Origin of the sequence: Pseudidiomarina aestuarii (assembly GCF_048263735.1) — a bacterium.
GTDB lineage: Bacteria > Pseudomonadota > Gammaproteobacteria > Enterobacterales > Alteromonadaceae > Pseudidiomarina > Pseudidiomarina aestuarii_B.
In genome coordinates this window covers 36419-63228 of the sequence record NZ_JBLXDX010000001.1, presented here as the reverse complement: position 1 = coordinate 63228, position 26810 = coordinate 36419, and the positions used below count along the sequence as shown (strand labels likewise).

Sequence of the window (26810 nt, the reverse complement as noted above, 5' to 3'; positions counted from 1 at the left end):
CCACAACATTATCTAGTGTAGTTCAAGCTAACTGAAAAGTGATATTTGTCGTAACGCAATTTGAATAACCCAAGCACCATACAGAATCATGATGATACCCATGGCTTGGCGGAAGCCTTGAGATTTTAGAATACTTTGCAGTGCTTTACTGAACCAGCCGAAGGCGAACATCGCGGGAAAGGTACCGAATCCAAACATCAGCATCATCCAGGCGCCTTGGCTGGCAGAGCCGCTGAGGGCGGCCCAGCTGAGCGCACTGTAAACTAAGCCGCAGGGTAGCCAGCCCCAAAGCATGCCAGCGCCGAAAATGGCGGGCAGTTGTTGCCGTTGTCTGATTCTCTGTGCAAAGGGCTGTAAGCGACGCCATAACGGCATGCCAATACGCTCAAGTCGACGTAACACCAGCCACCAACCCGCTAAGTAAAGTCCAAATAATATGAGTAAAAGTCCGGATACGAATCGCAGTACCAAAAGCGCATCTGGCATTAATAAAGTCAGCACACTCGCTGCATAGCCAACCAGTGCACCAGCAATACAGTAGGAGGTAATTCGACCTAAATTGTAGAAGAGGAGTGTTGTGGTCGATACGGACTGACCAAAAGCGCCGGCAATACCACCACACATCATAATGCAATGGCCAGCTCCGGCAAGCCCCATCAGCAAGGCGGCGAAACTATCTAGCATCGTCATCCTGCCGCGTTTTCTGCGCTGGTTTGTCGTCGAGCAGGACGTCCATACCCTTACGCTCTAAGTCTTCAAACTGATCAGAGCGAACCGCCCAGAGGAAGATACCTACAGCCAAGACCACGAAGAAAAGGGCAATTGGAATCAAAATATACAAACTTTCCATTAGCGATAGAGCCTGAGTGAGTTCAATAAGACCAGCAGCGAACTGGCGGACATGCCAATTGCAGCCATGTACGGAGTAAGAAACCCAGCGACTGCAACCGGAATAATGATGACATTATAGAGCAATGCCCAACGAATATTTTGATTCATGATACTGCGGCAACGAAGCGCGGTCGTGCGAAACGTTGAGATGCCATCACCACTTTGGTTGATTAGAATGACATCAGCTGCAATGCGAGCTAAATCTGCAGCCTGACTGAAGGTGATGGCAATATCTGCTTGTGCGAGCACCGGACCATCATTCAAGCCATCGCCAATCATCATCACAGCACCTTGCGATTGATAATGTTCGAGCCAACGTAATTTATCAGCAGGCATGCACTGTGCGTGAACGATATCAATGCCTAAGCGATTAGCCACCGGCTGTGCATAGACATCACGGTCGCCTGTTAACATGACCACTTGGACACCACTCGCTTTCAATGCTGCAATAGTGCTTTCAATTTCGGGTCGCAGTTCATCTTGTAGTTCGACTTCAGCAAGTACCGCCTGCTGATTGGCTAAAAATACTTGGCTGTGCGGATGCATTGGAACGAAATCCGGATGCCATTCTTGGATCCAACTCAAGGAACCGAGTCGATAGCAATGTTCAGGCTGCGCAGCTGATGTACAGACCCCAGCGCCGTGCACTTGTTCTAAACGCTGCCATAGACGCTCTCCAGATGCTTGAGCGTGTTCAATTGCCCACTGTTTTAAGCAGTGTGCATAAGGGTGTACAGCATCACGTTCAAGCTCACGAATGCACTGCTGTATTTCGGTATCGGAATACACTGTGGGTTGATGATTGTGCCAGTTCACGACGCGGAAGTGACCTGTGGTGAGGGTACCGGTTTTGTCGATTAATAAAGTCTTAGCTTCTTCAACACGAGTAAAGACGTCGGCATTCCGAACAATAATGCCAGCTCGATTGAGTCGGTGAATCGCACCCGTCACAGCAGTTGGAGCTGCTAAGGCCAATGCACAAGGGCAGGTCGCAACTAGCACCGCGAGGGTGATCCAGAACGCCTGCTGGGGATCAATGAATGACCAGGCAAAGAAAGTCGCCCCTGCCAGTACCAGGAGCCGAATCACAAATTTATTGGCGAGGGCTTCTGCGGTTGCTGCCAATTTTGGTTTTCGCGACAGCGCCGTATCTTGCAATGCAATAATACTGGCAAGTACCGTCTGCTGTTGACTCGCGGTCACCCGAATCCGAATACTTTGCAGCGGTGGAATACTGCCAGCCAGCATGACTTCGTGCGTCGATTTAGTTTGCAGTCGGCTTTCTCCAGTCAACAAACTTTCGTTGACCTGAGCCGTTTCGTCGAGCAACTCACCATCCACCGGAATCGTATTTCCAGCAGGTATTTGAATGACATCGCCCAGTGCTAATTGGTGCACTGGTATGGTTTCATAAGTCCCGTTTGCACGTTCTCGGTTAGCTATCGCTGGGAGTAACTTAATTAAGTTCGCTGCATGGCTCATCGCCTTTTGCTTTGCGAGCAGTTCTAAATACCTTCCCGCAAGCAAGAAAAAGGTGAACATGCTGACCGACTCGAAATAGACCTCGCCCTGATTCGTGACTGTGGCATAAGCACTCGCCCCGTAGGCGCCGAGTAGTGCAAGACTGACCGGAACATCCATGTTGGGCTGTCGTGCTTGAATACTGCGTAATGCGCTCAAGTAGAACGGTTGTGCCGAGTAGAGCAACACAGGCGTCGCAAAAAATAGACTAATCCACCACATGAACTGCCGCAGCGAATCGTCGAGATCACTAACGACGCCAAAGTAGAGCGCGATTGCAATCATCATGACTTGCATCGTTGCAAGGCCCGCCACGCCGAGTCGATTGACGAAATAGCGACGGCGTTTTTTAAAATCGGACTCTTGCTGTGCAGCTTGAAACGGGAGTGCTCGGTAACCAAGTCCAGCGATAGTTTGTAAGATCTCGCTAAGTTGAACGCGCTCGGGAGACCATTGAACTGTCACGCGTTCGGTCGTTGCATTCACGCGGACTGAGTACAGCCCAGAGAGATGTTCGAGTTCACGCTCAATCAGCCAAGCGCAAGCGGAGCAAGTCATCCCTTCGACCGAGAGCGTAATTTCGCGACCATCGTCCATAGCATGGCTGAGTTGCTCCTGCAGCCGCTCATCATCGTAGGCTTTGAGCTCTTGTAACTCTTCAGGCAGCAATGGGACTTGCAGTGGATTCGAGGTATCGCGGAATTGATAGAAGTGCAGCAGGTTGTGTTCTTCAATGGTACTGGCAACAGCCTGACAGCCGTAACAACACAACTCCACAGTTTGACCCGCTAACGAGTGCGTAATGACGCCGTCTTGCGGGAGGGATTGCAAGCAGTGGTAACACAGTCCTACTGGAACTGCTGGCAACTGCTTGCTCATCTTAAACTCCGTACGTCAGAGGCTTTAACGTGAGTGCTCTCACGGTGGGTAACTGAATGCTTTGCGACAGGCGCCAAGCGTTGTCAAATGGGGTAACGGTAACCGTCCATTTCCCCTCGAGCTCTGCTGGCAGCTGACCGCGAAAGACGCCTTCAGCATCAGCCGTGACCACTTGCTCGAAATCACGTTGTGACAACGTGCTGTGGTAAAAACTAACCCGTAATGCCGTGAGTTCAGCTGGAGCGCCAGACGCATAAGCGAGCGTAAATTGCTCGGTTGTGTGCTGAAAAGAAAAACTGATATTCAATTGCTGCGCAACTTGGACCTTCTCAACTTGCACATTGATGCCGCGACCTTTCTTATAGTAATCATCGACCACCATTGGGTTGTCACCATACTGGCTCGCAATTGTCAGGGTGATGATCATGGCGATAATGACCGAAAAGGGCAGACCCATCAGAAACCACGGCCAGAACTGCTTGTACCAAGGTTTGACTGTCATAGATTCTCCATCAATTAGAAAAAACCCCGCCGGAGCGGGGTTTCAGCATTACTCTTGCGATAGCCCGTAGACATAAGCGCTGATAATGTGAATTTTATCCTCACCGAGAATCTCATCCCAGGCTGGCATCACACCGTTGCGACCGTTACGTAAGGTTTCTTCAATTGACGCTTGTGAACCACCGCCATACAACCAGATATTATCCGTTAGATTCGGCGCTCCAAGCTGTTGATTTCCTTTACCATCTTGGCCATGACAGGCAGCACATACCGCATAATTTTGTTTACCGGCGCTGGCTAGCTCAGGATCGACTTTACGACCTGATAAGCTCAGTACGTAAACAGCAAGTTCCGTGATCTGCTCTTCTGAAAATTGTTCTTTCCAGCCAGGCATTTGACCGCGACGACCGTTCACCAGGCTGTAGACGATGTCTTCTGGTTCGCCACCATACAACCAATCATCATCGGTAAGGTTCGGGAATCCGTTACCGCCTTGTGCATTCGAGCCGTGACACTGAGCACAGTTTTGCAAAAATAAACGTTGCCCAATTTTTAACGCATCGGGGTCTTTTGCGAGCTCCTTGATAGGGCGCTCAGCATAAGCTTTGAAGATCGGACCAAACACTTCATCCGCTTGCTGCATTTCACGGTCATATTGAACAATCAGGCCAGCTTCTCGTGCCGCAACTGTCGCTTGTTCCGATTCCTCGAGTGATAACACCTCTTGGTTCGAACTGGTCCAGCCTAACAATCCAGCAAAGTTACCCAAACCTGGGTATAGAGCCAAGTAAAGGAAACCCCACACGATACAAACCCAGAATAAATAGGTCCACCAGGTTGGCATTGGGTTGTTGTACTCAACAATGCCATCGAACTCGTGGTCCATTAGCTCGCCTTCTTTGATGCCGGTATAATTTTTCATATTCCAGCGAAGCAGCCAAATAATGGCCACTAAAAAGGCGAGGGTGAGGACAATTATCCATGCACTCCAGAAGCTACTCATGGTTCTTCGACTCCTGTTTAGTTTTGTTCTGGTCCACAGCTTTCAGCTCATCTTCTTCGAAGATAGAACGGGCGGCTTCATCAAAGTTCTTTTTGCTACTTTTGCTGTAAGCCCACAACACGACACCAATAAACAAAACAAAAACTAATACTGTATAAAACGCACGCCAAGTGATGTAGTCCATCTTAATTAGCCTGCTGTTGTAATCCGGTACCCAAGGCTTGCAGATATGCAATCAGGGCTTCCATCTCGGTTTTGCCTTGTACAGCAGCTTTAGCGCCGGCGATGTCCTCATCGGTATAAGGCACACCAAAAGTGCGGAATGTCGCTAATTTCTTAGCGGTTAATTCGCCATCCAGCTCTGCTTCTGCTAACCACGGAAATCCGGGCATGTTGGATTCTGGCACCACGTCACGCGGATTCATGAGGTGCACGTAATGCCACTCGTCTGAATATCGTCCGCCAACGCGCGCTAAGTCAGGACCAGTACGTTTAGAACCCCACAAGAAAGGGCGCTCCCATACATGTTCACCTGCCAGTGAATAATGGCCATACCGTTCGCTTTCTGCGCGGAATGGACGGATCATCTGGCTATGACAGTTATTACAGCCCTCGCGAATATAGATATCGCGACCTTCCATCTCCAGCGCTGTATAAGGTTTCAGTCCAATTACAGGCTCATTGGTCTGCTTCTGAAACAGTAGCGGCGTGATTTCGACTAATCCACCAATTGAGATGGCGACAATTGTCAAAATCGCGAATAAGCCAATGCGTTTCTCAACAAAGTCGTGTTTCCAATTTTTGCTCATCTTTCGACTCCTTACGCTGGCTGTTCCGCTGGTTTAGCTGGTTTCGCTGGAAGATCGACATACTCCACCGTCGGGCTACCTTGGCGGATAGTCCGGAATGTGTTGTATGCCATCAAGAGCATACCGGCAACGATAAACAGGCCACCGACAAAACGGATGAACCAGAACGGATAAGAGGCTTCGACACTCTCAATGAAACTGTAGGTCAGGGTGCCATCTTCGGCATTCACCGCGCGCCACATCAAACCTTGCATAACGCCGGATATCCAGAGCGCAACAATATAGAGTACGACGCCAATGGTATGTAACCAGAAGTGCGTGTTGATCCAACGTACGTTGTACATCGACGTTTGATTGTACAAACGTGGAATCAAGTAATACATGGAACCAATGGTAATCATTGCTACCCAGCCTAGTGCGCCTGAGTGCACGTGACCAATGGTCCAGTCTGTATAATGCGACAAGGCATTCACCGACTTGATTGCCATCATTGGGCCTTCGAACGTCGACATGCCGTAGAACGACAAGGAGACGATCAAGAACCGCAAAATTGGGTCGGTTTTCAGTTTGTGCCAGGCACCTGACAAGGTCATAATACCGTTGATCATACCGCCCCAAGAGGGCACGAAGAGAATGACCGACATCACCATGCCTAGCGACTGAGTCCAGTCTGGAAGCGCGGTGTAATGCAGATGGTGAGGACCTGCCCAGATGTAGAGCGAAATCAGTGCCCAGAAATGCACAACCGACAGTCGGTAAGAGTACACTGGCCGTTCCGCTTGCTTCGGCACGAAGTAATACATCATACCCAAGAAGCCAGCTGTCAACAGGAATCCAACAGCATTGTGACCGTACCACCATTGCACCATAGCATCGACAGCACCTGCGTAGAGGCTATACGACTTAGTGAACGACACCGGTATCGCCATACTATTGACAATGTGCAGCACTGCGATAGTGACAATAAAGCCACCATAGAACCAGTTCGCGACATAAATATGTGAGGTATTGCGCTTCATCAAGGTACCGAAGAATACGATGACGTAGGCAATCCAGGAGAGGGCGATTAAGATATCAATCGGCCATTCCAACTCGGCGTATTCTTTACTTGAGGTAAAGCCAAGTGGCAAGGTAATCACTGCGAGTACGATGACCGTTTGCCAAGACCAGAAAACGAAGGCAGCTAACTTGTCGGAGAATAGGTTAGTCCGACAGGTCTTTTGCACGATATAAAAAGACGTTCCCATCAGCGCTGACGTACTGAATGCAAAAATAACAGCATTCGTGTGTAGCGGGCGTAACCGTGAATAGGTTAGCCAAGGGGTATCAAAATTTAATTCGGGCCAAATTAGCTGGGCTGCGATAAACACGCCTAAACCCATGCCAATAATCCCCCAAACGACAGTCATTACAGCAAACTGCCGTACGACTTTGAGGTTATATTCCATTTGTTGTGGACTCGTATGACTCATCATTGGTTTCCGCGTCTGATCGCTCAAAGGCGACAGTGATACGTGACAATAAGTGGTACTTCACTCATAGTTCAGGAAGCTCTTATATACTAAGCTGAAAAGACAAAAAAATACAGTTCAAAAGCCTTGTTTTTCTCGTGGTGGCAAGTATTTGCTGAATTATTCGACAGTAATTTGTATAGGAAACTGAACAAATGAACATTTGGCTCCGTGGAATGATTACAGTTCTCATTCTTACTTACTTGGGGGGCTGCTCTGATCCTGCAACCGAACGGCAGCAAGCGAGCCAAATGAATGGATTAGACAACGCTACAGACATGGATACCGCTGCGGTGAAGTTTTCGATCACTCCGGCACGCCCGCAGCCCGAACAGCCGATTTCCATTCAACTGACGTTACCGGCTGATTGGCAGCCACAAGCGAGTCAGTTGGTCGCGATCACCATGTACATGGGAAGTCTTCCCGTAGTGTGGGAAGCTGATGATAGCGCCGGAGTGTGGCATACCACGTTTCAAGTGGGTGCTTGTGCAGAGCCTCAAATGGAGTGGCAACTGCGCGTGCCGTTGCAAACGCCTCATGGCCAAGAGTTTCTCTTCTTTCCTTTGATGACCTATATTGGCGACGTTGACGAGTAGCAAATTGATACAATTAACGCTCTCGATTGTAGGAAGTGACGTGCTATAGTCATTTTATTACATAAGCATAACAATTAGGAGCTGCCATGAGCGTCGCGCTTATTTGGATCATCATTGGAGTACTACTGATTTTATCTGAATTATTGCTGACTAGTGTAATAGCAGTATTTTTAGGTATTGGTGCGATAGTTACGGGACTTCTGTTGAACTGGGGATTAATTGACAGTTCAGCAAGTCAGTTTGCAGTTTTCGGAATTGTTAGTTTGATTTTGTTGCTGCTGGCTCGTGGGCGCATCAAAAAATGGTTTATGGGATATACAGCTGATGATGACGAAGGAAAACCTAATTTCCAAAAGGACATTGGTTCTCGCGTAACCGTCGTTAACGATTTTGTGAATGGTACGGGTCGAGTCACTTTGAACGGTGTACGCTGGTCTGCCTATTCAGAGGACGAATTGAAAGCAGGTGAAACCGCGTGGGTAGTATCTAATGAGGGAATACAGCTAACTGTCAGTCGTGTACAGCCGCCAGCCGCCGAATAAGTTTAATATACTAGAGGAAAAATTCGATGCCATTTGACTTTGATGTCAGTACCGTTTTAGCGCTAGGTTTTGCACTAGCCGTAATTATTATCATCCTGAAAACCGCACGGATTGTGCCGCAGCGTTCTAATTTCGTAATTGAGCGGTTAGGGCGGTATAACCGCACTTTAGATTCCGGTTTTCACCTACTGATTCCATTCATCGATAAGGTTGCTTATCAACACACTCTGAAAGAGGAAGTGATTGACGTTGAACGGCAAGCTTGTGTAACACGCGACAACATCCAGGTCGGTATTAATGGTGTGCTGTATATTCAAGTTGTTGATGCCCACAAGGCTTCTTATGGAATCAACGACTATCGTTATGCGGCATCGCAACTCGCACAAACCACCATGCGTTCGGTTATCGGTCAAACAGACTTAGATAAAACTTTTGAGGAACGCGCACAAATCAATGAAGTGGTTGTGCAAGCTTTAGATGAAGCTGCTGCACCTTGGGGCATTAAGGTGCTTCGTTACGAAATTTCTGATATTGAGCTGCCTGCCTCGATTAAAGATGCGCTTGAGCAACAAATGCGTGCGGAACGTGAGCGTCGCGCAGCCATTGCTAAGTCCGAAGGTGAGCGGCAGGCAATGATCAACGTTTCAGAAGGTCAGAAACAAGAGATCATCAACTTGTCGGAAGCGGAGAAGCAGAAACAAATCAACGAAGCCGAAGGTCGGGCTCGTGAAATTGAGATGATTGCGACGGCTACGGCTCAAGGCTTACGGGAAATTGCGTCAGCTATCCAAGAGCCAGGTGGCGAATCTGCGGTGAGCTTGCGCGTAGCGGAACAATACGTCCGTGAGTTTGGCCGTTTAGCGAAAGAAACTAATACGTTGATTTTGCCAGCACAACTGAGTGATATTGGTGGGGCTGTCGCAGGTCTAACTGAAGTTCTGAAAAAAGCGCCGACGAAGGGCTAAAAACTCCATCAGACGTTAAGAAAAACAACGTCTAACGTATGAAAAAGACCGTTCGTCGAAGGCGAGCGGTCTTTTTTGATCGAGTTTGATGAAATATGCATACTTGATGTCATACCTAATTAGTAGTGCGCAGCCTGTCTTTGTTGCCCATCGAAACCGAAAGGAAGCTGAATTCATGAAGTATAGCGGTCGTTTTATCGCTGGATGCCTTTGTTTGTTTGTCGTTACGCAAGTTCCCCAAGCTGTTGCACAGCGTTGGGGAGGTGAACGAGCCGCATTGGTGATTACACAACCTGCAGGCTTCGAGCGAACAACGACTCGGGTTGACGTTGTTGGCTATGCACAGGCCTTACGTTCGGTAGATTTGTATCCTGCCGTTGGTGATGAAGTGTTAGCTGTAAACTTTGCCCCTGGTGATTCGGTCAGCGAAGGCGATGTGCTGGTGCAATTAGATGATCGACGTCAGCAAACCGCGTTACAACGGGCAAAAATTCAGTTAGCCGATGCAGAAAGAACGGTAGAGCGTTTACGAACTAGTCGTGAACAAGGAGCAATACCGCAAAGTGAATTAGATAATGCAATTACCAATCGAGATCTGTTGAGAGTTGCGGTACGTGAAGCTGAAGTTGAGGTAGAGGATAGAAAAGTACGTGCGCCTTTCGATGGGATTGTCGGGCTGACTGAGGTTGAACCGGGTGATCGAGTGACAATGCAAACAATGATCACCAGTATAGATCAGCGCGATCAATTGTATGTTCGCTTTAATGCTCCAGAGGTAGCGTTACCCTTATTACAACAAGAGCCCACGTTGACAGTACGGCCTTGGAATGACCAAAGCGCTGAGTACCAGGCGAGACTGGTTGATGTAGACTCCCGCATAAACACTCAGACCAGAACCATTGGTGTGCGTGCGCTACTAAATAATACTGATGACCAATTCCGGCCTGGAATGAGTTTTCGAGTGAACTTGATGATTGAAGGCGACAGTTATGCTGTGGTGCCAGAGGCTGCGCTGATGTGGGGCGCTGAAGGAGCCTATGTGTGGCTGAATCGCGATGGCCGAGCATTCCGTGTTGATGTACAAATTAAGCAACGTTTGCAGGGCCGTATTTTAGTTGCCGGTGAAATTCAGCTTGGTGATGAACTGGTTGTTGAAGGAGTACAGCAGCTGCGTCAAGGCCAAAATATTGAAGTCTTATCGGCGGAGCAAACGCCATGAAGTTCAACACTCAACTAACTGATTTACCGTCTACGGCTATCCGCCGACCCGTACTTATTGTGGTTCTTAACTTGTTGATCATCATAGCGGGTCTTGCCGCAATTAATGGCGTGGAAGTTCGAGAACTACCTGACGTTGACCGACCGATCATAACGGTTACCGCTAATTTTCCAGGTGCTGCACCGGAAACTGTCGATACGGAAGTAACTAGACATTTAGAAGGTGCGGTGGCACGAGTTAGTGGCGTTAAATCCATTCGCGCATCGAGTGAAGAAGGTAATGCGCGTATTGTGGTGGAGTTTAGGCCTGGTATCGATCTTGACAATGCAGCTAACGAGACGCGTGAATCGGTGAGTCGTGTGCAGCGGCAGCTTCCTGAAGAAGTAGAAAACGTAGCTGTTATTAAAGCTGATAACGACGCTGAATCGGTGGTAAGCCTTTCTATTTGGAGTGATGAAATAGAGCTCGAAGCGCTGACCGAGCGCGTAGAGGTTGATCTAGCCCCCAATTTTCTTAGCGTCAGTGGTGTTGCCGATGTGCGGTTAACTGGTGATCGCCGTCGTGTGATGCGGGTGGTGATTGATCCGCTTCGTTTAAGCAGTTACGGCTTGGCTGTTACAGATGTCTCGAACGTGCTTCGTCAAGCTGCGTTTGATGTGCCTGCTGGTAGTTTGAAGTCGACCGATCAGCAAGTCATTGTGCGTGCTGATGCGAGCTCAGTTACTGAGCAACAAGTCGCCGATATCATGATCAATGATACAACACGAGTCGGTGATGTTGCCGATGTTTACTTTGCACCAGCGGATGCTCGTTCATATCAACGTTTAGATGGTAAGCCTGTGCTAGGACTCGGTATTATTCGCCAAGCACGCTCGAATACTATTGAGATATCGGATGATGTGTTGGCATTAGCAAAGCGCCTAGATGAGCAATTTACAGACCTCAACATTGAAGTTACGTCCGATGATGCCAAATTTATTCGCAGTTCTGTTGAAGAAGTGATTACCTCTTTGGGTCTGACCATACTACTCGTCATCGCGACCTTGTGGATTTTTATCGGATCTGGACGCGCAACGATTATCCCTGCCGCGGCTATTCCCGTAGCTTTGGTTGGTACTATTTCAGTAATCTGGCTGATGGGATTCTCAGTTAACATCCTAACGCTGCTTGCCCTGGTCTTGGCCACTGGACTTGTTGTCGACGACGCCATTGTGGTGTCGGAAAATATTCAACGCCGACGTGCGATGGGAATGGGGGCGCGTGCCGCTGCTGTTATCGGTACGCGAGAAGTGTTCTTCGCTGTAGTTGCCACTACAGCAGTTTTAGTTGCTGTGTTCGTACCGATTGCATTTTTGCCATCGACAGCGGGGCGCTTATTCCGTGAGTTTGGTGGAGTATTAGCGGCTGCGGTCATCATCTCATCGTTCGTGGCATTGTCATTAGTACCCGCATTAACTGCAAGGTTGCCCCTCAAAGAGCACAAAGAAACGTTCTTAACCCGAGTGGGTTCGCGATTCCTCGCCGGCTATCGAAAATCACTCCATGTGGCATTGGATAAAGCATGGTGGGTATTTATCGCCAGCACGCTGGTTGCTGGTACAGCTACTTATCTTTACACCTCGGTCGATAATGAGCTTATGCCAAGCGAAGACCGTGGAATGGTGCGCATATTTGCTCGTGGTCCCGATGGCGTCGGTTTGAACTTCATGGATCGACAAGCGCAAAAAATGGAAGATATTCTATTGCCTTATGTGGATGGCGGCGCAGTAGAGAGTATCAGTACTTCAGTGGGTCAGTGGGATCCAAACATGTTGTTCATTACGGTTCGTCTGACCGATTGGGAAGAACGTGATATTTCTCAACAGGAAATTATTGATGAAATAAGTGAACCTCTGAGCCGGATCCCTGGCTCTCCGGCACGAGCGTTTGGTTCAAACAGTTTGAATCTGCGTGGGCAGGGTGGTGGTCTGGAAGTCGCGTTAACTGGTGAAGACTATCAAGAGATCTTTGAGGCCGCGCAGAAGTTCTCAGCAGCCTTGCAACGGGAAATGCCGGAAGTTGGCTTCCCACGGATTTCGTTCCAACCGACGCAGCCGCAATTGCGGGTAAATATCGACCGGAAGCGAGCTGAAGAGCTTGGTGTGCCGCTGAGTGACATATCAACTACCTTGCGTGCTGCAGTCAATGGTGACGATATTACCGATTTAAATATTGGAGACCAAGCTGTACCCGTCATGTTAATGGCGTCACGAGAGAAGGTTAATGACCCGTCTGACTTGGCAAACCTTTATGTGGGCTCGAGCTCTGGAGAATTAGTGCCGATGTCATCGTTGGCCTCTATCACTGAAGAAGGTGTTGCGGCTGAGCTTGAGCGACGTGCTCAGCGCCGTGCTATTGAAATCGATATGGCATTACCAGAAGAATTGGCAATCGAGGATGCCGTTGAGAAATTGCGCGAAATAGCTGATCGAGAGCTTCCATCGAACGTCGGTATGGTGTTGCTAGGCGAAGCAGAAGCCTATGAAGAAACAGCGCGTGAAGTCATGCTGACTTATGTGCTTGCTTTCGTCATCGTGTTTCTCGTATTGGCGGCGCAATTTGAGAGCGTCAATTCAGCTGTGGTAGTCATGGCGACAGTACCTTTTGGCATTGCAGCAGCCTTCTTTGCATTGTACGTAACAGGCACGTCGATCAATATATTCTCGCAGATTGGTTTGGTTATGTTGATTGGTCTCATCGCGAAAAACTCGATTCTATTAGTAGAATTTGCAGATCAACTACGTGATCAAGGCAAGTCGGTTCGTGAAGCGGTAGAGCAGGCGGCTCAAATCCGCTTACGTCCCATTATGATGACCTTGATTTCAACGTTGCTGGGCTCGGTGCCGCTCATTATCTCGATTGGTGCAGGTGCTGAAGCGCGGAATGCTATCGGTTGGGTTGTCTTTGGCGGCCTCGCATTTGCGATCCTCTTTACCTTGTACTTAGCACCTGTACTATACTTGGCGTTAGCACGATTCACAAAGCCTCGCGCTGATGAATCACAACGTTTGGAACGTGAAATGGAATCAGCAAGCGAGTTTCCAGATTAACGAATAGTATTAGGAAGCGGGCCGATGAACCCCAGAAATACTCCAAAAACGCTGGCTGTTGCCGGCGTTTTTATTGCAGCAGCACTCAGTGTTCAAACCGTTTTTGCAGCGGAAACCACATCAAGCCCTGTGGTGGATGCCGCATCGAACGGCTTTAGTCTTCAATTTGAACAGAACATCAGCGCTACACCTGAACAGGTTTACCAGGCTTTAACGCAAGATATTGGTCAGTGGTGGTTAGCCGCACACACTTGGTATGGCTCGTCAGCACAAATGACGCTCGCAGCGAAAGCTGGTGGGTGTTTTTGTGAAATAGCACCGGACGGACGCGAAACCGAGCATTTGCGTGTGGTGAAGGTCGAGCCGAATCAATTGATTCGATTGTCTGGCGGTTTGGGACCGTTACAAGGTGAAGGATTATCAGGAGTGATGGATTGGCAGATTCTATCGACCACTGAACAACAGGTCACATTCAGAGTGTCTTATCGTGTCGGCGGCTATTCGCCGAATGATTTGTCAGCGTGGGCAGCGCCAGTCGCAAATGTCTTGCAGCAGCAAATGAGAGCGATGCAAACATTCGTAGAAGCCAATTAAGAATTTAAATTCTGCAGGGCCAGAGTACAGATTACACAGCAGATTTAACGTAGAAGCGCCTGAGAAAGCCAGCATAATGTGAGCAATCACTGTTGCTGGCTTTACCTTATCAATAATTGATTTAACATAATATACATTATGCGCAATCACAAAATGTAGTTAATCTGGGACATCAGTGCTGTTGAGATCCCAGTTATAGTCGTTGAAGCGTATCGCTACGTCTCTCGATTCAGATAATGCTTGTGTGAGTGCTTGGTTTTTAATGTAGCGCGCTGCTACATCAGTTAAGGCTGAATAGGATTTATCTTCTAGAAAATCGTTACCGTACCATTTAAAGATTGATGACAAATACAAGGTGTTTGTTGCAGCGTCAAAGCTGTTATTGGCTGTGTCGTTGAGGAACACGGTCATTTGACCTTCTAGCTGACTATCCAATTGCTCTGCTGTGTAGGCTGTGTTCAACAATGGCGGACAACTGACGGCTGCGCACACCAAAGCCGCGTGTATTCTGGGCTCTGCGTAATTGGGTCGAATGACATCATGTTCAAGCCAATCGAGGGTGCGAGGTTCACCGAGCAACGTAAAAAACTCGCGCTCCCAGGGACTCGTCAACCATGACCCAAGATCACGTATGGAGTCTGCGTTACCAGCAGCGAATTTGTCGTAATGGCTGCGAATGAGCTCGAGCGTGAATGCATTATAGGCATTAATAAGGAAACTCAGTTGTTCAGCTTGGCTCCATTTCTCAAAAGTTACTGCCTCTACGGCAGTAAGCTGAGCCAAATAGTCGTCTAATGCCTCAGGATTGGCTGCAAGTTGCTGATAATTGACTCGCGTCCAAGCGCCCTTTTGCTTCACAACTACGTTGTCCGCTAGAATTCGAGACCACGTATTATGTTGATGATCAAACACCTCTACTGCTGTTGCGCTGCGGGGTGAAACCAGTAGCAAAATTGACAGTATAAACGCGTAAATTAGGTGGAAAACACCGTATTTATTCATGCTATTTTATCAACCTGTGTAAACTGATTCGCAATTTGTTCCGCTAATAATCGAACTCGCATTGGACTTGTTTGTCTTTGTGAAAATACTCTTAGCCCAAAAATTGCGACCTGCAGTTGTTGCGCTAAAAAGCGTGGATCTGCATCTTTTTCAAGCTCATTTTGTTGCATAGCAGCCATAAAAACTTCGCAGAATACGTTTTCCATTGCTGCTAAATAATCATCAGCCCGTGCGCTCAGTTGCGGTTCTGTCGACGCTAACTCAAGCATCGTCTTAACAAGCATGCATGCACATTCAGCGGGTTCACGTACCCCTAGATTCGCGAGTGAATGCAGGTATTCTCGAAGCCCTTGCATAGCGCTTGGGTGGTTTAACAGTTTTTGTCGCAACAAAACTAAAGACTGCTCCGCATAATGGGATAAAACTTCATCAAAAAGCCCTGCTTTGCTTCCAAAGGCGGCATAAATACTGCCGGGGCGCATACTTAATGCAGTTTCTAGGTCTTTCAACGAGGTCGCATGGTAGCCGCGCTGCCAGAAGACCTCCAGCGCTCTCGCGACTGCCTCTGTACGGACAAACTTAGCTGGTCTGGGCATACAATTATTTCTCTTTCTTGAATGATCACTCAATAAAGTCTACACTGCTTACCATAATTGAGCAAACACTCAACAAAAAGAGGTTGATATGACTACGTTTACTTTATTTGATGATTCAAATGCACCAGAAGCTAGCAAGTCCCTACTCGCAAAATCGAAGCAAAATTTCGGCATGATTCCAAATTTACACGCTGTGATGGCGGCTTCGCCTCAGTTACTTGAGGGATATCAAAAACTGCACGAGCTATTCGCACAATCTGGTTTTTCCAATGACGAGCTCACGGTCGTTTGGCAGACCATCAATGTTGAACATCGTTGCCACTATTGTGTTCCCGCTCACACCGGAATTGCTAAGCAAATGGAAGTCGATGATGGGTTGATTGATGCTTTGCGTAACGAAGAGATTGTTGGTGACAGTAAGTTAGAGGCCCTGCGTCAATTCACGCTGGCTCTAGTTCGCGGTCGTGGCGAGGTATCTCAGGACCAGTTAGAGAAGTTTTACGGTGCAGGTTATGAGCAGAAACATGTGCTAATGATTATTTTGGGAGTTGCGCAGAAGGTAATGAGTAACTATACCAATCATATTGCGCAAACACCGCTCGACAAACCGTTCGATAAGTTTAGCTGGACCCCACAGGAGAATTAACATGACGACCCCTAACTCATCATTGGATGCTTATTTGCCGCGTATTCGTTGGTCGCTTTTATTACTGCGATTGGGTGTGTTTATTGTGATGTTGGTGTGGACACTGGATAAGTTCGTCAACCCAGCGCATTCTGCCGCGGTATTCGAGACGTTTTATTTAATTCCTGGGCTTGAAGGCAATGTGTTCATCGTCTTAGGAGTGTTGCAACTCGCGCTGGTATTAGCGTTCGTTAGTGGACTTTGGAAGCGTGCGACCTACGGCTTAATCGCGGTATTGCATGGTGTGTCGACCCTCACTCCATTGCCGCTCTATTTTGATGCATTTAATAATCTGTTGTTTTTTGCTGCATGGCCAATGTGGGCGGCCTGCATCGCATTGTATCTGTTGCGTGACCTTGATACGCAATGGACGCTTAAAGCCAGCTAATAGCTGGCAATAAGCATCACTGCAACTCCAAGTGCGAAACCGATGCTGAGCGCGATCAGAAATTTAATGTTTTGGTCGCGCATCTGTGCCGGTTTGAGTTCACCGGGTTGCAACCTTGGTACCACCAATAACTCTTCGCGCTCGACTTCAAAAACAGCGCAGAGTGCTGCAACGGTCTCATTCGCGGCATTGCCATCTTTTTCGACGCGTTGAATGGTGCGCAAACTAACTGCACAGGCTTCAGCGAGATGTTGCTGAGTCCAACCTTTTTGTGCACGCAAATAGCGTACTTGTTCAGCTTGAATATCCACATTAGGCTCCTATGAAGAGCTCAATAATGGCTTTCGCAAAGACATAGCCAAATACCGCACCGGCTAAGAAGAAAATTACGAACGTTTTCCAACTTAACTTCGAGCTACCAACGGCCATCGCATTTTCGGTTTCTTCAATGAGCACATCGTCAGCATAAAACCGACAAACGATGCGGCCTTGCCAAATACTGGTCACGTGAAATTCAACCCGATACTGAACACCATCGATGCTGAATTCTTGGCTACTGATAAAGCGCCAAGAAACTTTCGTGGATACTTTGGTATCATCAACATAAATGGTCTCACGACCACTGACACCAGATGCATGTGCAGCAATATGATGACCATTGTGGTGGCAGTAGAACCAGAAGCCCTGACGTAAAGCGTTCATCATACTGACACTTTTAGAATCGATACTTTTACTGGGTGACATAATTGTTCCTTACTTGAGTATGGTTTGTGCAAATGAGTTGGGTAACTCGTTGTCAGGACCTACTCTAGTTCCAATTTTTAACCTGCTGTGACGACAGTTTACCGTCTGTCATAAAAAATGTCGCAACTGTCATGTACCTGTCGTGTCTTTTTGTACAACACGGCGTCCGACAGAAACATGACACATACGACATTACAGGCGACAGGCGGTAAACTGTCGTCACTTCATCACCCTGCTCAACCTAATATGAGCGCTGTCGGTGAGTCAGTCGATTCACTGCGTAAACAACAGTGTTGTAACAGTCAATAAGGAAACAGTTATGTCAGTCAACAAAACTACTCATCGCAAAACTTTACGGACCTTTTGTAACGCCGCTCTGCTGAGCACTTTATTGAGTCCTCTCGCGCTGCTCCCATTAACAAGCCAAGCATCGTTACTCTACAAGGTTGAAGGAAATAACCTCGAACAGCCTTCGTATGTGTTTGGCACTATGCATGTGTTGTGTCAGCAGGACTTTAAAACCGGTGATGCGCTGCTCCAAGCGTTCGCCGACTCTGAGCAAGTGGTCATGGAGCTTAATTTGAGTGACTCCAGCGTCGCACAAAAGATGAACCAGATGGTTATGAATCCTGAAGGTCCTTACCTTGATCAGTATTTATCACCAGAACAGCTCACCACTTTGGGTGATTTCGTTCAAGCCGAAGCTGGTGTTGAGCTTGCGCAAATAGCGGCGATGCGCCCTTTTGTGATATCAAGCATGCTGGTTACTCAGCAATTAGATTGTGCCCAAACCGCCTCTTATGAGCTGTTTCTGACCATGCAAGCCGTATCGAATGAAAAGCCGATTATCGGTTTAGAAACGGTTGAATATCAGTTTGGTATTTTTGATCAAATTCCACTCAGCGAACAAACGCAATGGCTGTGGGAGATGGCAGAAGATCCTGAAAAATCAAAGAATCTGCTGGTTAAGTTAAAAGACACCTATTTAGCAGAAGACGCTGAGCAATTGCATCAGTTGATCGTCGATCAACCTGAATATGAAGAGTATACGGATATGTTGCTGTATCAGCGCAATGAAAACTGGATTGACCAATTGGAAACGGAATTTCAATCAGCACCAACATTTGTTGCCGTTGGCGCTGGTCACTTAGGCGGTGAACGCGGCGTCTTGCAGTTGCTGCGCGACGCCGGTTACTCAGTCACTATGGTCGAATAATGACAATCGAGTAGTTAAAGAAAGCTATTCTGTCGTTTCTAATAACGGCAGAATAGCGTTTTCATTTCCATCAATAGGCTCGACGACGCGAAGATCAAGCAATTTTGCAATCAACGGATATACGTCGATAACACCCAGCCGCTCGATTTTTCGGTCTGGAGAAAATGCCGGACCAACTGCAATAAATGCCGCATCCATCTCAGCAATTCCGCTATAGCCATGGGTTCCGCTCACTCGGCCGGGCTTAATTTCACGTCCCGAGAAAGTCACAGGCGGACGCGCGTCGATAATCAGATCACCCGAGCGACTCGACTCCTGGTAGCCCGCCCGATTCATTGCATCAATAGTATTAATGTCGACCGCCAGTTCGAGCGAATCGAGTTGCTGCTTCAACGCACTCAGTTGGGCTTTGGCCGCATCATTTTTGGCGTAATACATTACTCGAGTACTATTATGAACCCGTTCAAAGCCATCCGGTAACGGCAACGTATCAACATGAATGGCGTCGTCAGAACGAGTTTCTAGCATGCCGTGATCAGCGACCAAAATAATATTTGCCTCCAGCTCGAGCCGCGCTAATTCATCGACCAGTTGCCCAATCAATCCATCAATATAATGAACGGCCGCGCGTGTCCCTGCGCCATTAGGCCCGTGGCGATGCCCTGCGCTATCGATTTGATGGAAATAGCTCATAATGAGTGCAGGTCTGGATTCATCGGGTTGTTGTAGCCAGCGGATGATTTGTTCTATCCGCTTTTTCGGACTGGCATTGTGACTGTAACGATAAAAATAACTCGGTGACATGCCATTGACCCGAGCGTCTGATTCCGGCCAAAAATACGTTGCAGCGCGCAGCCCTTGTTGTTCAGCTAGGTTCCAAATCGGAATGCCATCCAGCCAGGTGCTGTCATCGTAACCTTTACCCATACCGTAAAAATCATTGCGTTCGGTATCATAAAAATAATTATCAATAATGCCGTGACGGCTTGGGTACAAACCGGTTGCCAACGAAATATGATTCGGGAATGTCTTGGATGGGTACACAGGTTCAAGGTGAGCAACCGTGCCGCGCTCCGCAAGTTGACTTATATGCGGCGGATTGAACTTAGCAATATAATCGTGTCGGAAGCCGTCAAGGGAAATCACGATAACTGGCGTGACAGTGGCTGATTGCTCGGTTTCGACCGAATGCGCTGTAGATGTGACCGCAGTCAATAAAACAGCTGCCAGCAAAGTAAATTTAGAATGAAAACGCTGCACCAATGTTACACCTTCTCTCAAATACTAGGGTCTAAGTCACCGTTTAAACGGATAAGTCATAGTCAGACGCTGACTATATCAGCTATCATGACAGGCTGAATCAAGGAGAACGATTTCCATGCGCGTACCTGTAACCGCCCTTCAACCCCCTATTCATGTTTGGGCCGCTGAGCATAACGCAGAAACTCATGCGAGTGCACTGATTGGACAAACTCGTGCGGTCACTGCCGTAAAACAAGCGTTGAATAGCGCTGGTCGCTATGCACATGGTTTTATTGTAACCCCAGCCGGGTTGCGAACCTATGACGTCTTGAAAGAATTACAACAACAGCAGCGTTGGCAACATGCGCAACTCTTTGACTGGGTCTACTTAGCGAACCCTAAATCAGCGCACGAGCCCGTTTGTGTAAATTTGCCTGCAGGAACCGCAAGCGAATTTTTAACCGAGCTATGGGCTATTTTGGAGGCTCCTGTTGACGCTCGGGAAAACTCATTAAAAGAACTTCAGGCCAAATTTTCGACGCCTCGTCTGACTGCCTACCTTGCGCAAGTAGCTGAACTGAGCTTTACCGATTTGCCGGGTAATGAATTAGCAACAATCATTGTTGAACATCACGATGAGGAAGAGTTCGTGCTGTGTGACCGCGTCACCGAAGCAAGCCTGTTTGGTAGTATCCGTTTGCAGTCGGTACAAGGAACCATTAGTTCTGATTTACATTTGATTGAAGCAGGCGCCCTACTCAAAGCCAACGGCGGCGTATTGGCAATTGATGCCGAAGAACTCCTGTCACAGCCGGGATTGTGGCGTAAGTTAAAGTATATTTTGAAGACCAGTCAGTTTCATTGGCCACAACCTGGTGATGCTAATATTGCTGCTTTCTATCAGCCAGAGCCGGTACCCATTCAAATCAAAATTCTGTTGCTCGGTGATCGCGATATCTATGCTCAACTACGTGAACTCGATCGGGATTTCGATAATTTATTTCCATACCTCTGTGATTTTTCAGCACACTATCCGCTGAGTACGCTGCCGTTGAAGCCATACTTTGATTATTTAGCGTACGTCCAACATGAAGCGGATGTATTGCCATTGCAAGCCGATGCGCTACCACTGGTATTAAAGTTCGCTTCGCGCCTGAGCGATTACCAAACGGAATTATCACTCGATACTATCGCGCTGATGCAGTTTTTGCGTGAAGCGAACGTCATAGCGACAGCTGCTCAAGACCAAGCGATATCTGGCCAACATTTAGCGCAAGTGCTCGAGCAACGCCAGCAACGGGATGGCTATATTGCCGAATTGAGCCGTCGTTCGATTTTGGAAGGTCAGGTTTATATCGAAACCCAAGGCGCCGTAGTTGGGCAAATCAACGGTTTAACCGTTGTGACTGCGGGTGGCAGTGAATTTGGTGAGCCGTCGCGCATCACTGCAACGGTTCACTATGGTGATGGCGATATCATTGATATTGATCGCAAATCGGAACTGAGTGGAAACATTCACACCAAGGGCGTGATGATTCTCTCTGCGTATATTGCCAACGTTTTTGCGCGTAATGAGACCATGGCCTTGTCTGCAACTATTGTATTTGAGCAGTCCTATCATGAAGTTGATGGTGATAGTGCCTCTTTGGCAGAACTGTGCTGTTTACTCTCGGCGTTGGCTGAAGCGCCCATTCAGCAAGGTCTAGCAATCACTGGCGCCGTTGACCAATTTGGTCAGGTACAAGCTATTGGTGCTGTAAACGAAAAAATTGAAGGCTTTTACGAGTTGTGTGCGGCGCGTGGTTTAACCGGTCAACAAGGAGTGATTATTCCCGCAGCGAACTTGAGTCAATTGAATCTAGAGCCGCACGTTATTGCTGCTGTTGAACGCGGTGATTTCACAGTCTATGCAGTGCAGCATCTGAATGAAGCTTTGGAATTACTGACGCAAGCGGATCAAAAAGGTTTGTACGAAAAGATCGAACAGCGATTGCGCGAATTGCAGCCACAAGAGCCGCCTCCGTCTCTTTGGCAACGCTGGTTTGGCTCCTAAAAACTAGTCGGACTTGTTAAGCGTACAAGTGTTCGCTAAGCTAGCGGCACTTTTACTGTCGTTACTGATCTAAGGTGTTTATGAAACAGTCGAGTTATACCCGCGAAGAACTCTTGGCATGTGGTCGGGGTGAGATGTTTGGCCCGGGCAATAGCCAACTGCCACTGCCTAACATGTTGATGATGGATCGCATCCTTACTATCAATGAGGATGGCGGTGCCCACGGCAAAGGTTACATTCACGCAGAGCTCGATATCACCCCTGACTTGTGGTTTTTTGACTGCCACTTTAAAGGTGATCCAGTCATGCCCGGCTGCCTTGGCTTAGATGCCATGTGGCAGTTAACAGGTTTCTTTTTGGCCTGTTTAGGTGGCCCTGGCCGCGGTCGCGCCCTCGGTGTTGGTGAAGTGAAATTCACCGGTCAAATACTACCGACGGCGAAAAAAGTTAGTTATTTCATTGATATGAAGCGTGTATTAAAGCGTTCATTATATATGGGTATTGGCGATGGACGCGTTGAAGTAGATGGCAAACCTATCTACATCGCCAAAGACCTTAAAGTTGGTTTGTTTACCGATACATCAACGTTCTAACTGTTGAGTGACCGAATATAAGAAGCCCGCTAAATCAGCGGGCTTTAAAGTTTCTAGAGAAGATATTTCGTAAGTTTTATTGCTGTATCGAAGTGTGGACTCTTATCGATAAAGCCCTACGCCGCGTGCTTCCATTGCATCGCGCCAACCGCCTAGCCACTGGGACCGCGCGTCCTGATTTTGGTATGGACACAACTCCTTGGAACGACCAGATACTCCGGCTTTGAAACCTTGTGCATGTGCACGCTCGAGGCGATCGCGTTTTTGTCTTTTCATGTTCACTTCCTCGTCCAGATTTTTCTTACATTGCGTTCATGACAAGAGCATGACGTTTTTCTGTCGGCTCTATTAAATAGATAGCAATTCTGGACGGGAGTTCAATGTAAAAAACCAGCGATATTTCGAGAATGGAACTAAGTCCATGAAATACCGCTGGTTAAATGAGCTGATTTTTTTAGAACAATTTATCGTCTATTTTGCGATAGCCCGACGAATCGTAATAAGACCACCAATCAACAACATACCGAAGAAAGCAAAGGGCGAAGAACTTGCGCCTTGACGCTCAACAAGTTGCTCTTCAGCATCGCAGTTGTTCAGTTCACCACCCACATTCGTCAGCACGACAGTTTTCGCGAGTTGTTCAGTTTGAACTTCGCCATCTTCATCAGTGTATTCACTCGGTTCTACCACAGTCGCGACTACATCACCCTGCTCATTAATTCCTTCAGCCGAGACAATAAAATAGCCTGACTCGCACGCAACGGCGTCATTTAAGTTGATAAATCCAGCGTCTGGATTGTTCAAATCATACATAAAACCGACACGGCGGCGTTGGGTCGACAACGACGCTTCAATTTCGGCACTACCAACTACAATACCGGCATTGTTAACAGCAGTAGGAATAGTGCTCGAGCCATTGAAGAATCCTGGCATGAGTGACAGAGTTTCCGTTTCTACATCGAAACTGTAACCAACGTAGCGCTGTACACCTTGAATGTTCGTTAACAGGAAACCGACGGCAATATTCTCATCGTTGATATCATCCGCACTGCCCCACAAGTATTTATTTTCTGTGGTGACTGGAATCACTTCATCATTGACATAAATGGCAGGCATTTTAATCCGACGTGTTGAAACATCACCATCGGCATCTAGGTAAGTCCAGCTTTGCCCGACAGCAATACCATTGTTGTTTACTGCATAGGCGTAACTAGACCAGTTACCTAGGTCCGCATCTTCACCGTCTACTTCCTCAACGCGATCCATTAGGGTTCCGAGTGTTTCCGTAGAAACAACATTGCCGTTTGCATCTAATTGCCACAAGGTTGCACGCATGTCATAGATGCTTTGATTGGTACGTACGCTAGACGGCTGAAATGGGCTAGGAGCAATGTTGGCAGCAGAGCTACGTTGTAACTGATGCCAATATTCCCAAACGCAGACATAGAGCGGATCGGGTGACGCTGGGTCTGCAGCTTCTTCTTCACATTCGGCAATACGTTCAACCGCAAGTGGCGATAACTCCATGCTCATGTGACCTACCGCAAGGTTGGTGTCATTGATGTCGAACATAAATGACTCACCACCCAGTATATCTGTAGCAACAGGTTCGTAGGTTTTTACGCTGGTGCCATCGGTCCAAATAGCCCGTGCGGTAAAATCACGCTCAGAATAAAGGATCGTTGCTGGATCTGCGTCTTCATCTGGGGTGTAGATATGCTCTAGATCTCGATACGGTGCAGTTCCTACTCCGACACTAATATTGTTCTGATTTAAACCATACAAATAATGATCGCTGGTAGACTCACGCTCCGCAGTATCCGGATCAGTATCATTGAAGGGTGTCACTAAAGTGATGTCTTGGCCGTTATATATAGCTGGATAGTTGTATCCAATTCGCTGATTTTGCAAAAAAGTGTTGCGATTGTCTTCAAGCGCAGTCACTAGATTTGTATATTGCGCGTAACTCAACTCGTAAGTTTCAGGATCTTCGATGTCAAGCGGGATACCCGTTTGACTTCGGGTAGAGGCAGAAATTCTATCGAGATCAATCTCGATATCTTCAGGCAGGCGGCCGAGCAAATTGACTTGCCCTTGATCATTGATCGCAACTGGGAACAGATTACGCACTTTACTCGGAGTTTCGAGTTCCGTTACGGTGAAAACATCGGCGTTCACCGACTGCGTTGTAGCCATTAAAATGGCTACCGATAAAGTGCATCTCGTGAAATATTTCATAGCGGAATTAACTGCTCTCTTTTTGTAAATTTTCAAGTTCATCCCAACGCTCAAGTGCAGTTAGGAGCATGACTTCGAGTTCGCTTAGGCGGTCTAACACAGGACCAGTTTCAGCTTGCGGCTTTGAATAAAATTCGGGCTCACTGACAATTGCTGTGAGTTCTTCTTGCTCGCGCTCCAACGCTTCTATTTGCGTCGGTAATTGTTCAAGCTCACGTTGTAACTTGTAGGATAACTTTTTCCGGGGTTGAGAAGAAGCCTGTGTACCCAAATTCGCTGATTCTGACTGCTTTGATACCGCTTTAGTTCCCTGGTTTTGCGCGCTTTGTTGAGCTTTTCGGTCGAGGTAATGATTGATTTCAGTAAAACCACCAACAATTTCAGTAATCATGCCTTCGCCTTCAAAGAGCAAGACACTGGTTGCAGTGTTGTTGACGAATTCACGATCATGGCTAACCAGAATCACAGTACCTTGATATTCCGCGACAATTTGTTCCAACAACTCCAACGTATCGATATCTAAGTCATTGGTTGGTTCATCGAGAATCAACAAATTGCTTGGCGTCAGAAATAGCTTTGCCAACAAAGCTCGATTGCGCTCGCCGCCAGACAACGCGTGAACCGGTGTGCGAGCTTGTTTAGGAGAAAAGAGAAAGTCTTGCAGATAACTCAGAATATGCCGCGTTCGACCGTTATAAGTAACGTCCTGCTTACCGTCACCGACATTCTCAGCAACGGATAACTTGGGATCGAGCGTTGCACGATGTTGGTCAAAGTAAGCAACTTCTAAATTGGTACCGAATTTTAATTGTCCAGCATCAACAGCCTGTTGTCCTAAAATGACGCGTATGAGCGTACTTTTGCCGCAACCATTAGGGCCGACTAACGCAATTTTATCGCCGCGCTGCAATTGCAACCCAAAATCATCGAGAATGACTTTACCAGCGAACGCTAGAGATAAGTTCTCCCCTTCAAACACCAGCTTGCCGGAACGCTGAGCTTCTTGCACGGACAGTTTCGCCGACCCTTGCAATTCACGCCGCTTGGCACGTTCCTTGCGCAGTGCTTGTAATGCGCGCACCCGACCTTCATTACGCGTCCGCCGCGCCTTCACGCCCTGACGAATCCAAACTTCCTCTTGCGCTAACTTCTTATCAAATTCTGCAGCCTGATTGGCTTCAACTTCCAACGCTTCCTGCTTCATCTCTAAGTAGCGATCATAGTTGCCGGGATAGCTCGCTAAATGACCCCGGTCGAGATCGATAATTCGCGTCGCCAAGCGTCGGATAAATTCACGGTCATGGCTAATAAAGAGCACCGCTCCCTTGAACTCAAGCAATGTTTGTTCTAACCATTGCACCATCTCAACATCGAGGTGGTTGGTCGGCTCATCGAGCAGCAACAAATCAGGTGCGACAACGAGGGCCCGCGCCAGTGCAACCCGGCGCAACCAGCCCCCTGATAAACTTTGCATGGTCATATCCGAATCAAGCTCGAGCTGAGTCAGGATATTCTCGATACGCGTTTGCAACACCCAACCGTTGGCAGCCTCAATTTCACTTTGTAATTGCGACAATTCACGCATGAGCGCATCACTGACGTCACTACTCAGTTGTTGCGACACCGCATGATAACGCTTGAGTGCTTTACCCACATCAGCTAAGCCTTCGGCAACATAATCATAAACTGAATCAGCCGAATTCGCTGGCGGGTCTTGCGGTAACCTTGCGACAACGGCGTCGTTGATAGCCTGAATATTGCCTTCATCTAGCTGCACGGTACCGGAAATTGCTTTAAGCAATGTCGATTTACCCGCACCATTACGGCCGACTAAACACAACCGTTCGCCAGCTTCAATAACGAGGTCGATACCAGCGAAAATGGCTTCATTACCGAACGCGAGCTGGGCATTCTGAATTCGTAAAATACTCAT

Annotated in this window: 27 protein-coding genes; 11 read left to right on the top strand and 16 right to left on the bottom strand. The window is 47.8% G+C overall.

The genetic code is table 11. The features are described 5' to 3' along the window. Window positions 1-27 precede the first annotated feature (27 nt). From ACN0S4_RS00285 to ccoN, 8 genes are read right to left on the bottom strand one after another with little or no spacing between them, the layout of a single operon-like run. On the bottom strand, window positions 28-684 hold the full coding sequence (locus ACN0S4_RS00285) for a sulfite exporter TauE/SafE family protein (RefSeq protein ID WP_417655761.1): 657 nt from the start codon (window positions 682-684) through the stop codon (window positions 28-30). Continuing rightward, entirely contained in the window at window positions 674-850 is a 177-nt protein-coding gene (ccoS, locus tag ACN0S4_RS00280) for a cbb3-type cytochrome oxidase assembly protein CcoS (RefSeq protein WP_417655760.1), read from the bottom strand. Before ccoS ends, ACN0S4_RS00285 begins: the two co-directional genes overlap by 11 nt. Then, window positions 850-3291, bottom strand: a complete 2442-nt coding sequence (locus ACN0S4_RS00275; protein ID WP_417655759.1) for a heavy metal translocating P-type ATPase — start codon at window positions 3289-3291, stop codon at window positions 850-852. Before ACN0S4_RS00275 ends, ccoS begins: the two co-directional genes overlap by 1 nt. Before the next feature lies 1 nt (window position 3292). Beyond that, a complete protein-coding gene (locus tag ACN0S4_RS00270; RefSeq protein WP_417655758.1) occupies window positions 3293-3793 on the bottom strand; it encodes a FixH family protein in 501 nt (166 codons plus the stop codon). A gap of 48 nt (window positions 3794-3841) precedes the next feature. Beyond that, a complete protein-coding gene (ccoP, locus tag ACN0S4_RS00265) occupies window positions 3842-4795 on the bottom strand; it encodes a cytochrome-c oxidase, cbb3-type subunit III (protein WP_417655757.1) in 954 nt (317 codons plus the stop codon). Then, window positions 4788-4979, bottom strand: a complete 192-nt coding sequence (locus tag ACN0S4_RS00260; protein WP_417655756.1) for a cbb3-type cytochrome oxidase subunit 3 — start codon at window positions 4977-4979, stop codon at window positions 4788-4790. The genes ccoP and ACN0S4_RS00260 overlap by 8 nt, the downstream gene beginning before the upstream one ends. 1 nt (window position 4980) lies before the next feature. Then, on the bottom strand, window positions 4981-5604 hold the full coding sequence (gene ccoO / locus ACN0S4_RS00255) for a cytochrome-c oxidase, cbb3-type subunit II (protein WP_169929831.1): 624 nt from the start codon (window positions 5602-5604) through the stop codon (window positions 4981-4983). A gap of 11 nt (window positions 5605-5615) precedes the next feature. Continuing rightward, entirely contained in the window at window positions 5616-7076 is a 1461-nt protein-coding gene (ccoN, locus tag ACN0S4_RS00250; protein ID WP_417656537.1) for a cytochrome-c oxidase, cbb3-type subunit I, read from the bottom strand. 194 nt (window positions 7077-7270) lie between these two features. On the opposite strand from ccoN, the gene ACN0S4_RS00245 reads away from it, so the two are divergent. From ACN0S4_RS00245 to ACN0S4_RS00220, 6 genes are all read left to right on the top strand, one after another. Then, complete coding sequence (locus ACN0S4_RS00245) at window positions 7271-7711, top strand: hypothetical protein (RefSeq protein ID WP_417655755.1); 441 nt, start codon at window positions 7271-7273, stop codon at window positions 7709-7711. An 86-nt stretch (window positions 7712-7797) separates the two neighbouring features. Further along, window positions 7798-8253, top strand: a complete 456-nt coding sequence (locus ACN0S4_RS00240) for an NfeD family protein (protein ID WP_417655754.1) — start codon at window positions 7798-7800, stop codon at window positions 8251-8253. A gap of 26 nt (window positions 8254-8279) precedes the next feature. Next, the gene (locus tag ACN0S4_RS00235; RefSeq protein ID WP_417655753.1) at window positions 8280-9218 is read left to right on the top strand and encodes an SPFH domain-containing protein; all 939 of its coding nucleotides are present in this window, start codon (window positions 8280-8282) and stop codon (window positions 9216-9218) included. A gap of 175 nt (window positions 9219-9393) precedes the next feature. Further along, window positions 9394-10437 carry an efflux RND transporter periplasmic adaptor subunit gene (locus tag ACN0S4_RS00230; RefSeq protein WP_417655752.1) on the top strand — a complete coding sequence of 348 codons (1044 nt, stop codon included), beginning with the start codon at window positions 9394-9396 and terminating at the stop codon, window positions 10435-10437. Beyond that, window positions 10434-13526: an efflux RND transporter permease subunit gene (locus ACN0S4_RS00225; protein ID WP_417655751.1), complete on the top strand. Its 3093-nt coding sequence runs from the start codon at window positions 10434-10436 to the stop codon at window positions 13524-13526. The genes ACN0S4_RS00230 and ACN0S4_RS00225 overlap by 4 nt, the downstream gene beginning before the upstream one ends. A gap of 24 nt (window positions 13527-13550) precedes the next feature. Beyond that, window positions 13551-14120, top strand: coding sequence for an SRPBCC domain-containing protein (locus tag ACN0S4_RS00220; RefSeq protein ID WP_417655750.1), 570 nt, complete (start codon window positions 13551-13553; stop codon window positions 14118-14120). 159 nt (window positions 14121-14279) lie between these two features. On the opposite strand, the gene ACN0S4_RS00215 is transcribed toward ACN0S4_RS00220, so the two are convergent. Next, window positions 14280-14978, bottom strand: coding sequence for a DUF547 domain-containing protein (locus tag ACN0S4_RS00215; protein WP_417655749.1), 699 nt, complete (start codon window positions 14976-14978; stop codon window positions 14280-14282). A gap of 140 nt (window positions 14979-15118) precedes the next feature. After that, window positions 15119-15751 carry a TetR/AcrR family transcriptional regulator gene (locus ACN0S4_RS00210; RefSeq protein WP_417655748.1) on the bottom strand — a complete coding sequence of 211 codons (633 nt, stop codon included), beginning with the start codon at window positions 15749-15751 and terminating at the stop codon, window positions 15119-15121. A 55-nt stretch (window positions 15752-15806) separates the two neighbouring features. On the opposite strand from ACN0S4_RS00210, the gene ACN0S4_RS00205 reads away from it, so the two are divergent. Together ACN0S4_RS00205 and ACN0S4_RS00200 are read left to right on the top strand one after the other, a co-directional pair. Then, window positions 15807-16364, top strand: a complete 558-nt coding sequence (locus ACN0S4_RS00205; RefSeq protein WP_417655747.1) for a carboxymuconolactone decarboxylase family protein — start codon at window positions 15807-15809, stop codon at window positions 16362-16364. 1 nt (window position 16365) lies between these two features. Next, entirely contained in the window at window positions 16366-16791 is a 426-nt protein-coding gene (locus tag ACN0S4_RS00200; protein ID WP_417655746.1) for a hypothetical protein, read from the top strand. Here the strand turns inward: ACN0S4_RS00200 and ACN0S4_RS00195 are convergent. Both ACN0S4_RS00195 and ACN0S4_RS00190 read right to left on the bottom strand, forming a co-directional pair. Next, window positions 16788-17102, bottom strand: coding sequence for a helix-turn-helix domain-containing protein (locus tag ACN0S4_RS00195; RefSeq protein WP_211618593.1), 315 nt, complete (start codon window positions 17100-17102; stop codon window positions 16788-16790). The genes ACN0S4_RS00200 and ACN0S4_RS00195 overlap by 4 nt on opposite strands. 1 nt (window position 17103) lies before the next feature. After that, window positions 17104-17535: a hypothetical protein gene (locus ACN0S4_RS00190; protein WP_417655745.1), complete on the bottom strand. Its 432-nt coding sequence runs from the start codon at window positions 17533-17535 to the stop codon at window positions 17104-17106. Between the two features lie 319 nt (window positions 17536-17854). On the opposite strand from ACN0S4_RS00190, the gene ACN0S4_RS00185 reads away from it, so the two are divergent. Continuing rightward, on the top strand, window positions 17855-18751 hold the full coding sequence (locus tag ACN0S4_RS00185; RefSeq protein ID WP_417655744.1) for a TraB/GumN family protein: 897 nt from the start codon (window positions 17855-17857) through the stop codon (window positions 18749-18751). A gap of 24 nt (window positions 18752-18775) precedes the next feature. Here the strand turns inward: ACN0S4_RS00185 and ACN0S4_RS00180 are convergent, their stop codons facing one another. Further along, the gene (locus ACN0S4_RS00180; protein WP_417655743.1) at window positions 18776-20011 is read right to left on the bottom strand and encodes an ectonucleotide pyrophosphatase/phosphodiesterase; all 1236 of its coding nucleotides are present in this window, start codon (window positions 20009-20011) and stop codon (window positions 18776-18778) included. 118 nt (window positions 20012-20129) lie between these two features. Here ACN0S4_RS00180 and ACN0S4_RS00175 point away from each other — a divergent pair, with 118 nt between their 5' ends. Both ACN0S4_RS00175 and fabA read left to right on the top strand, forming a co-directional pair. Next, on the top strand, window positions 20130-22046 hold the full coding sequence (locus ACN0S4_RS00175; RefSeq protein WP_417655742.1) for an AAA family ATPase: 1917 nt from the start codon (window positions 20130-20132) through the stop codon (window positions 22044-22046). Between the two features lie 80 nt (window positions 22047-22126). Beyond that, window positions 22127-22639, top strand: a complete 513-nt coding sequence (fabA, locus tag ACN0S4_RS00170; RefSeq protein WP_417655741.1) for a 3-hydroxyacyl-[acyl-carrier-protein] dehydratase FabA — start codon at window positions 22127-22129, stop codon at window positions 22637-22639. 102 nt (window positions 22640-22741) lie between these two features. Here fabA and rmf read toward each other — a convergent pair whose 3' ends face one another. The 3 genes from rmf to ACN0S4_RS00155 all read right to left on the bottom strand — a co-directional run bounded on the left by rmf (window position 22742) and on the right by ACN0S4_RS00155 (window position 26810). Then, the gene (gene rmf / locus ACN0S4_RS00165; protein ID WP_169929815.1) at window positions 22742-22915 is read right to left on the bottom strand and encodes a ribosome modulation factor; all 174 of its coding nucleotides are present in this window, start codon (window positions 22913-22915) and stop codon (window positions 22742-22744) included. Window positions 22916-23110: 195 nt separating this feature from the next. Continuing rightward, window positions 23111-24877, bottom strand: coding sequence for a DUF3466 family protein (locus ACN0S4_RS00160; protein WP_417655740.1), 1767 nt, complete (start codon window positions 24875-24877; stop codon window positions 23111-23113). A gap of 7 nt (window positions 24878-24884) precedes the next feature. Then, entirely contained in the window at window positions 24885-26810 is a 1926-nt protein-coding gene (locus ACN0S4_RS00155; RefSeq protein ID WP_417655739.1) for an ABC transporter ATP-binding protein, read from the bottom strand.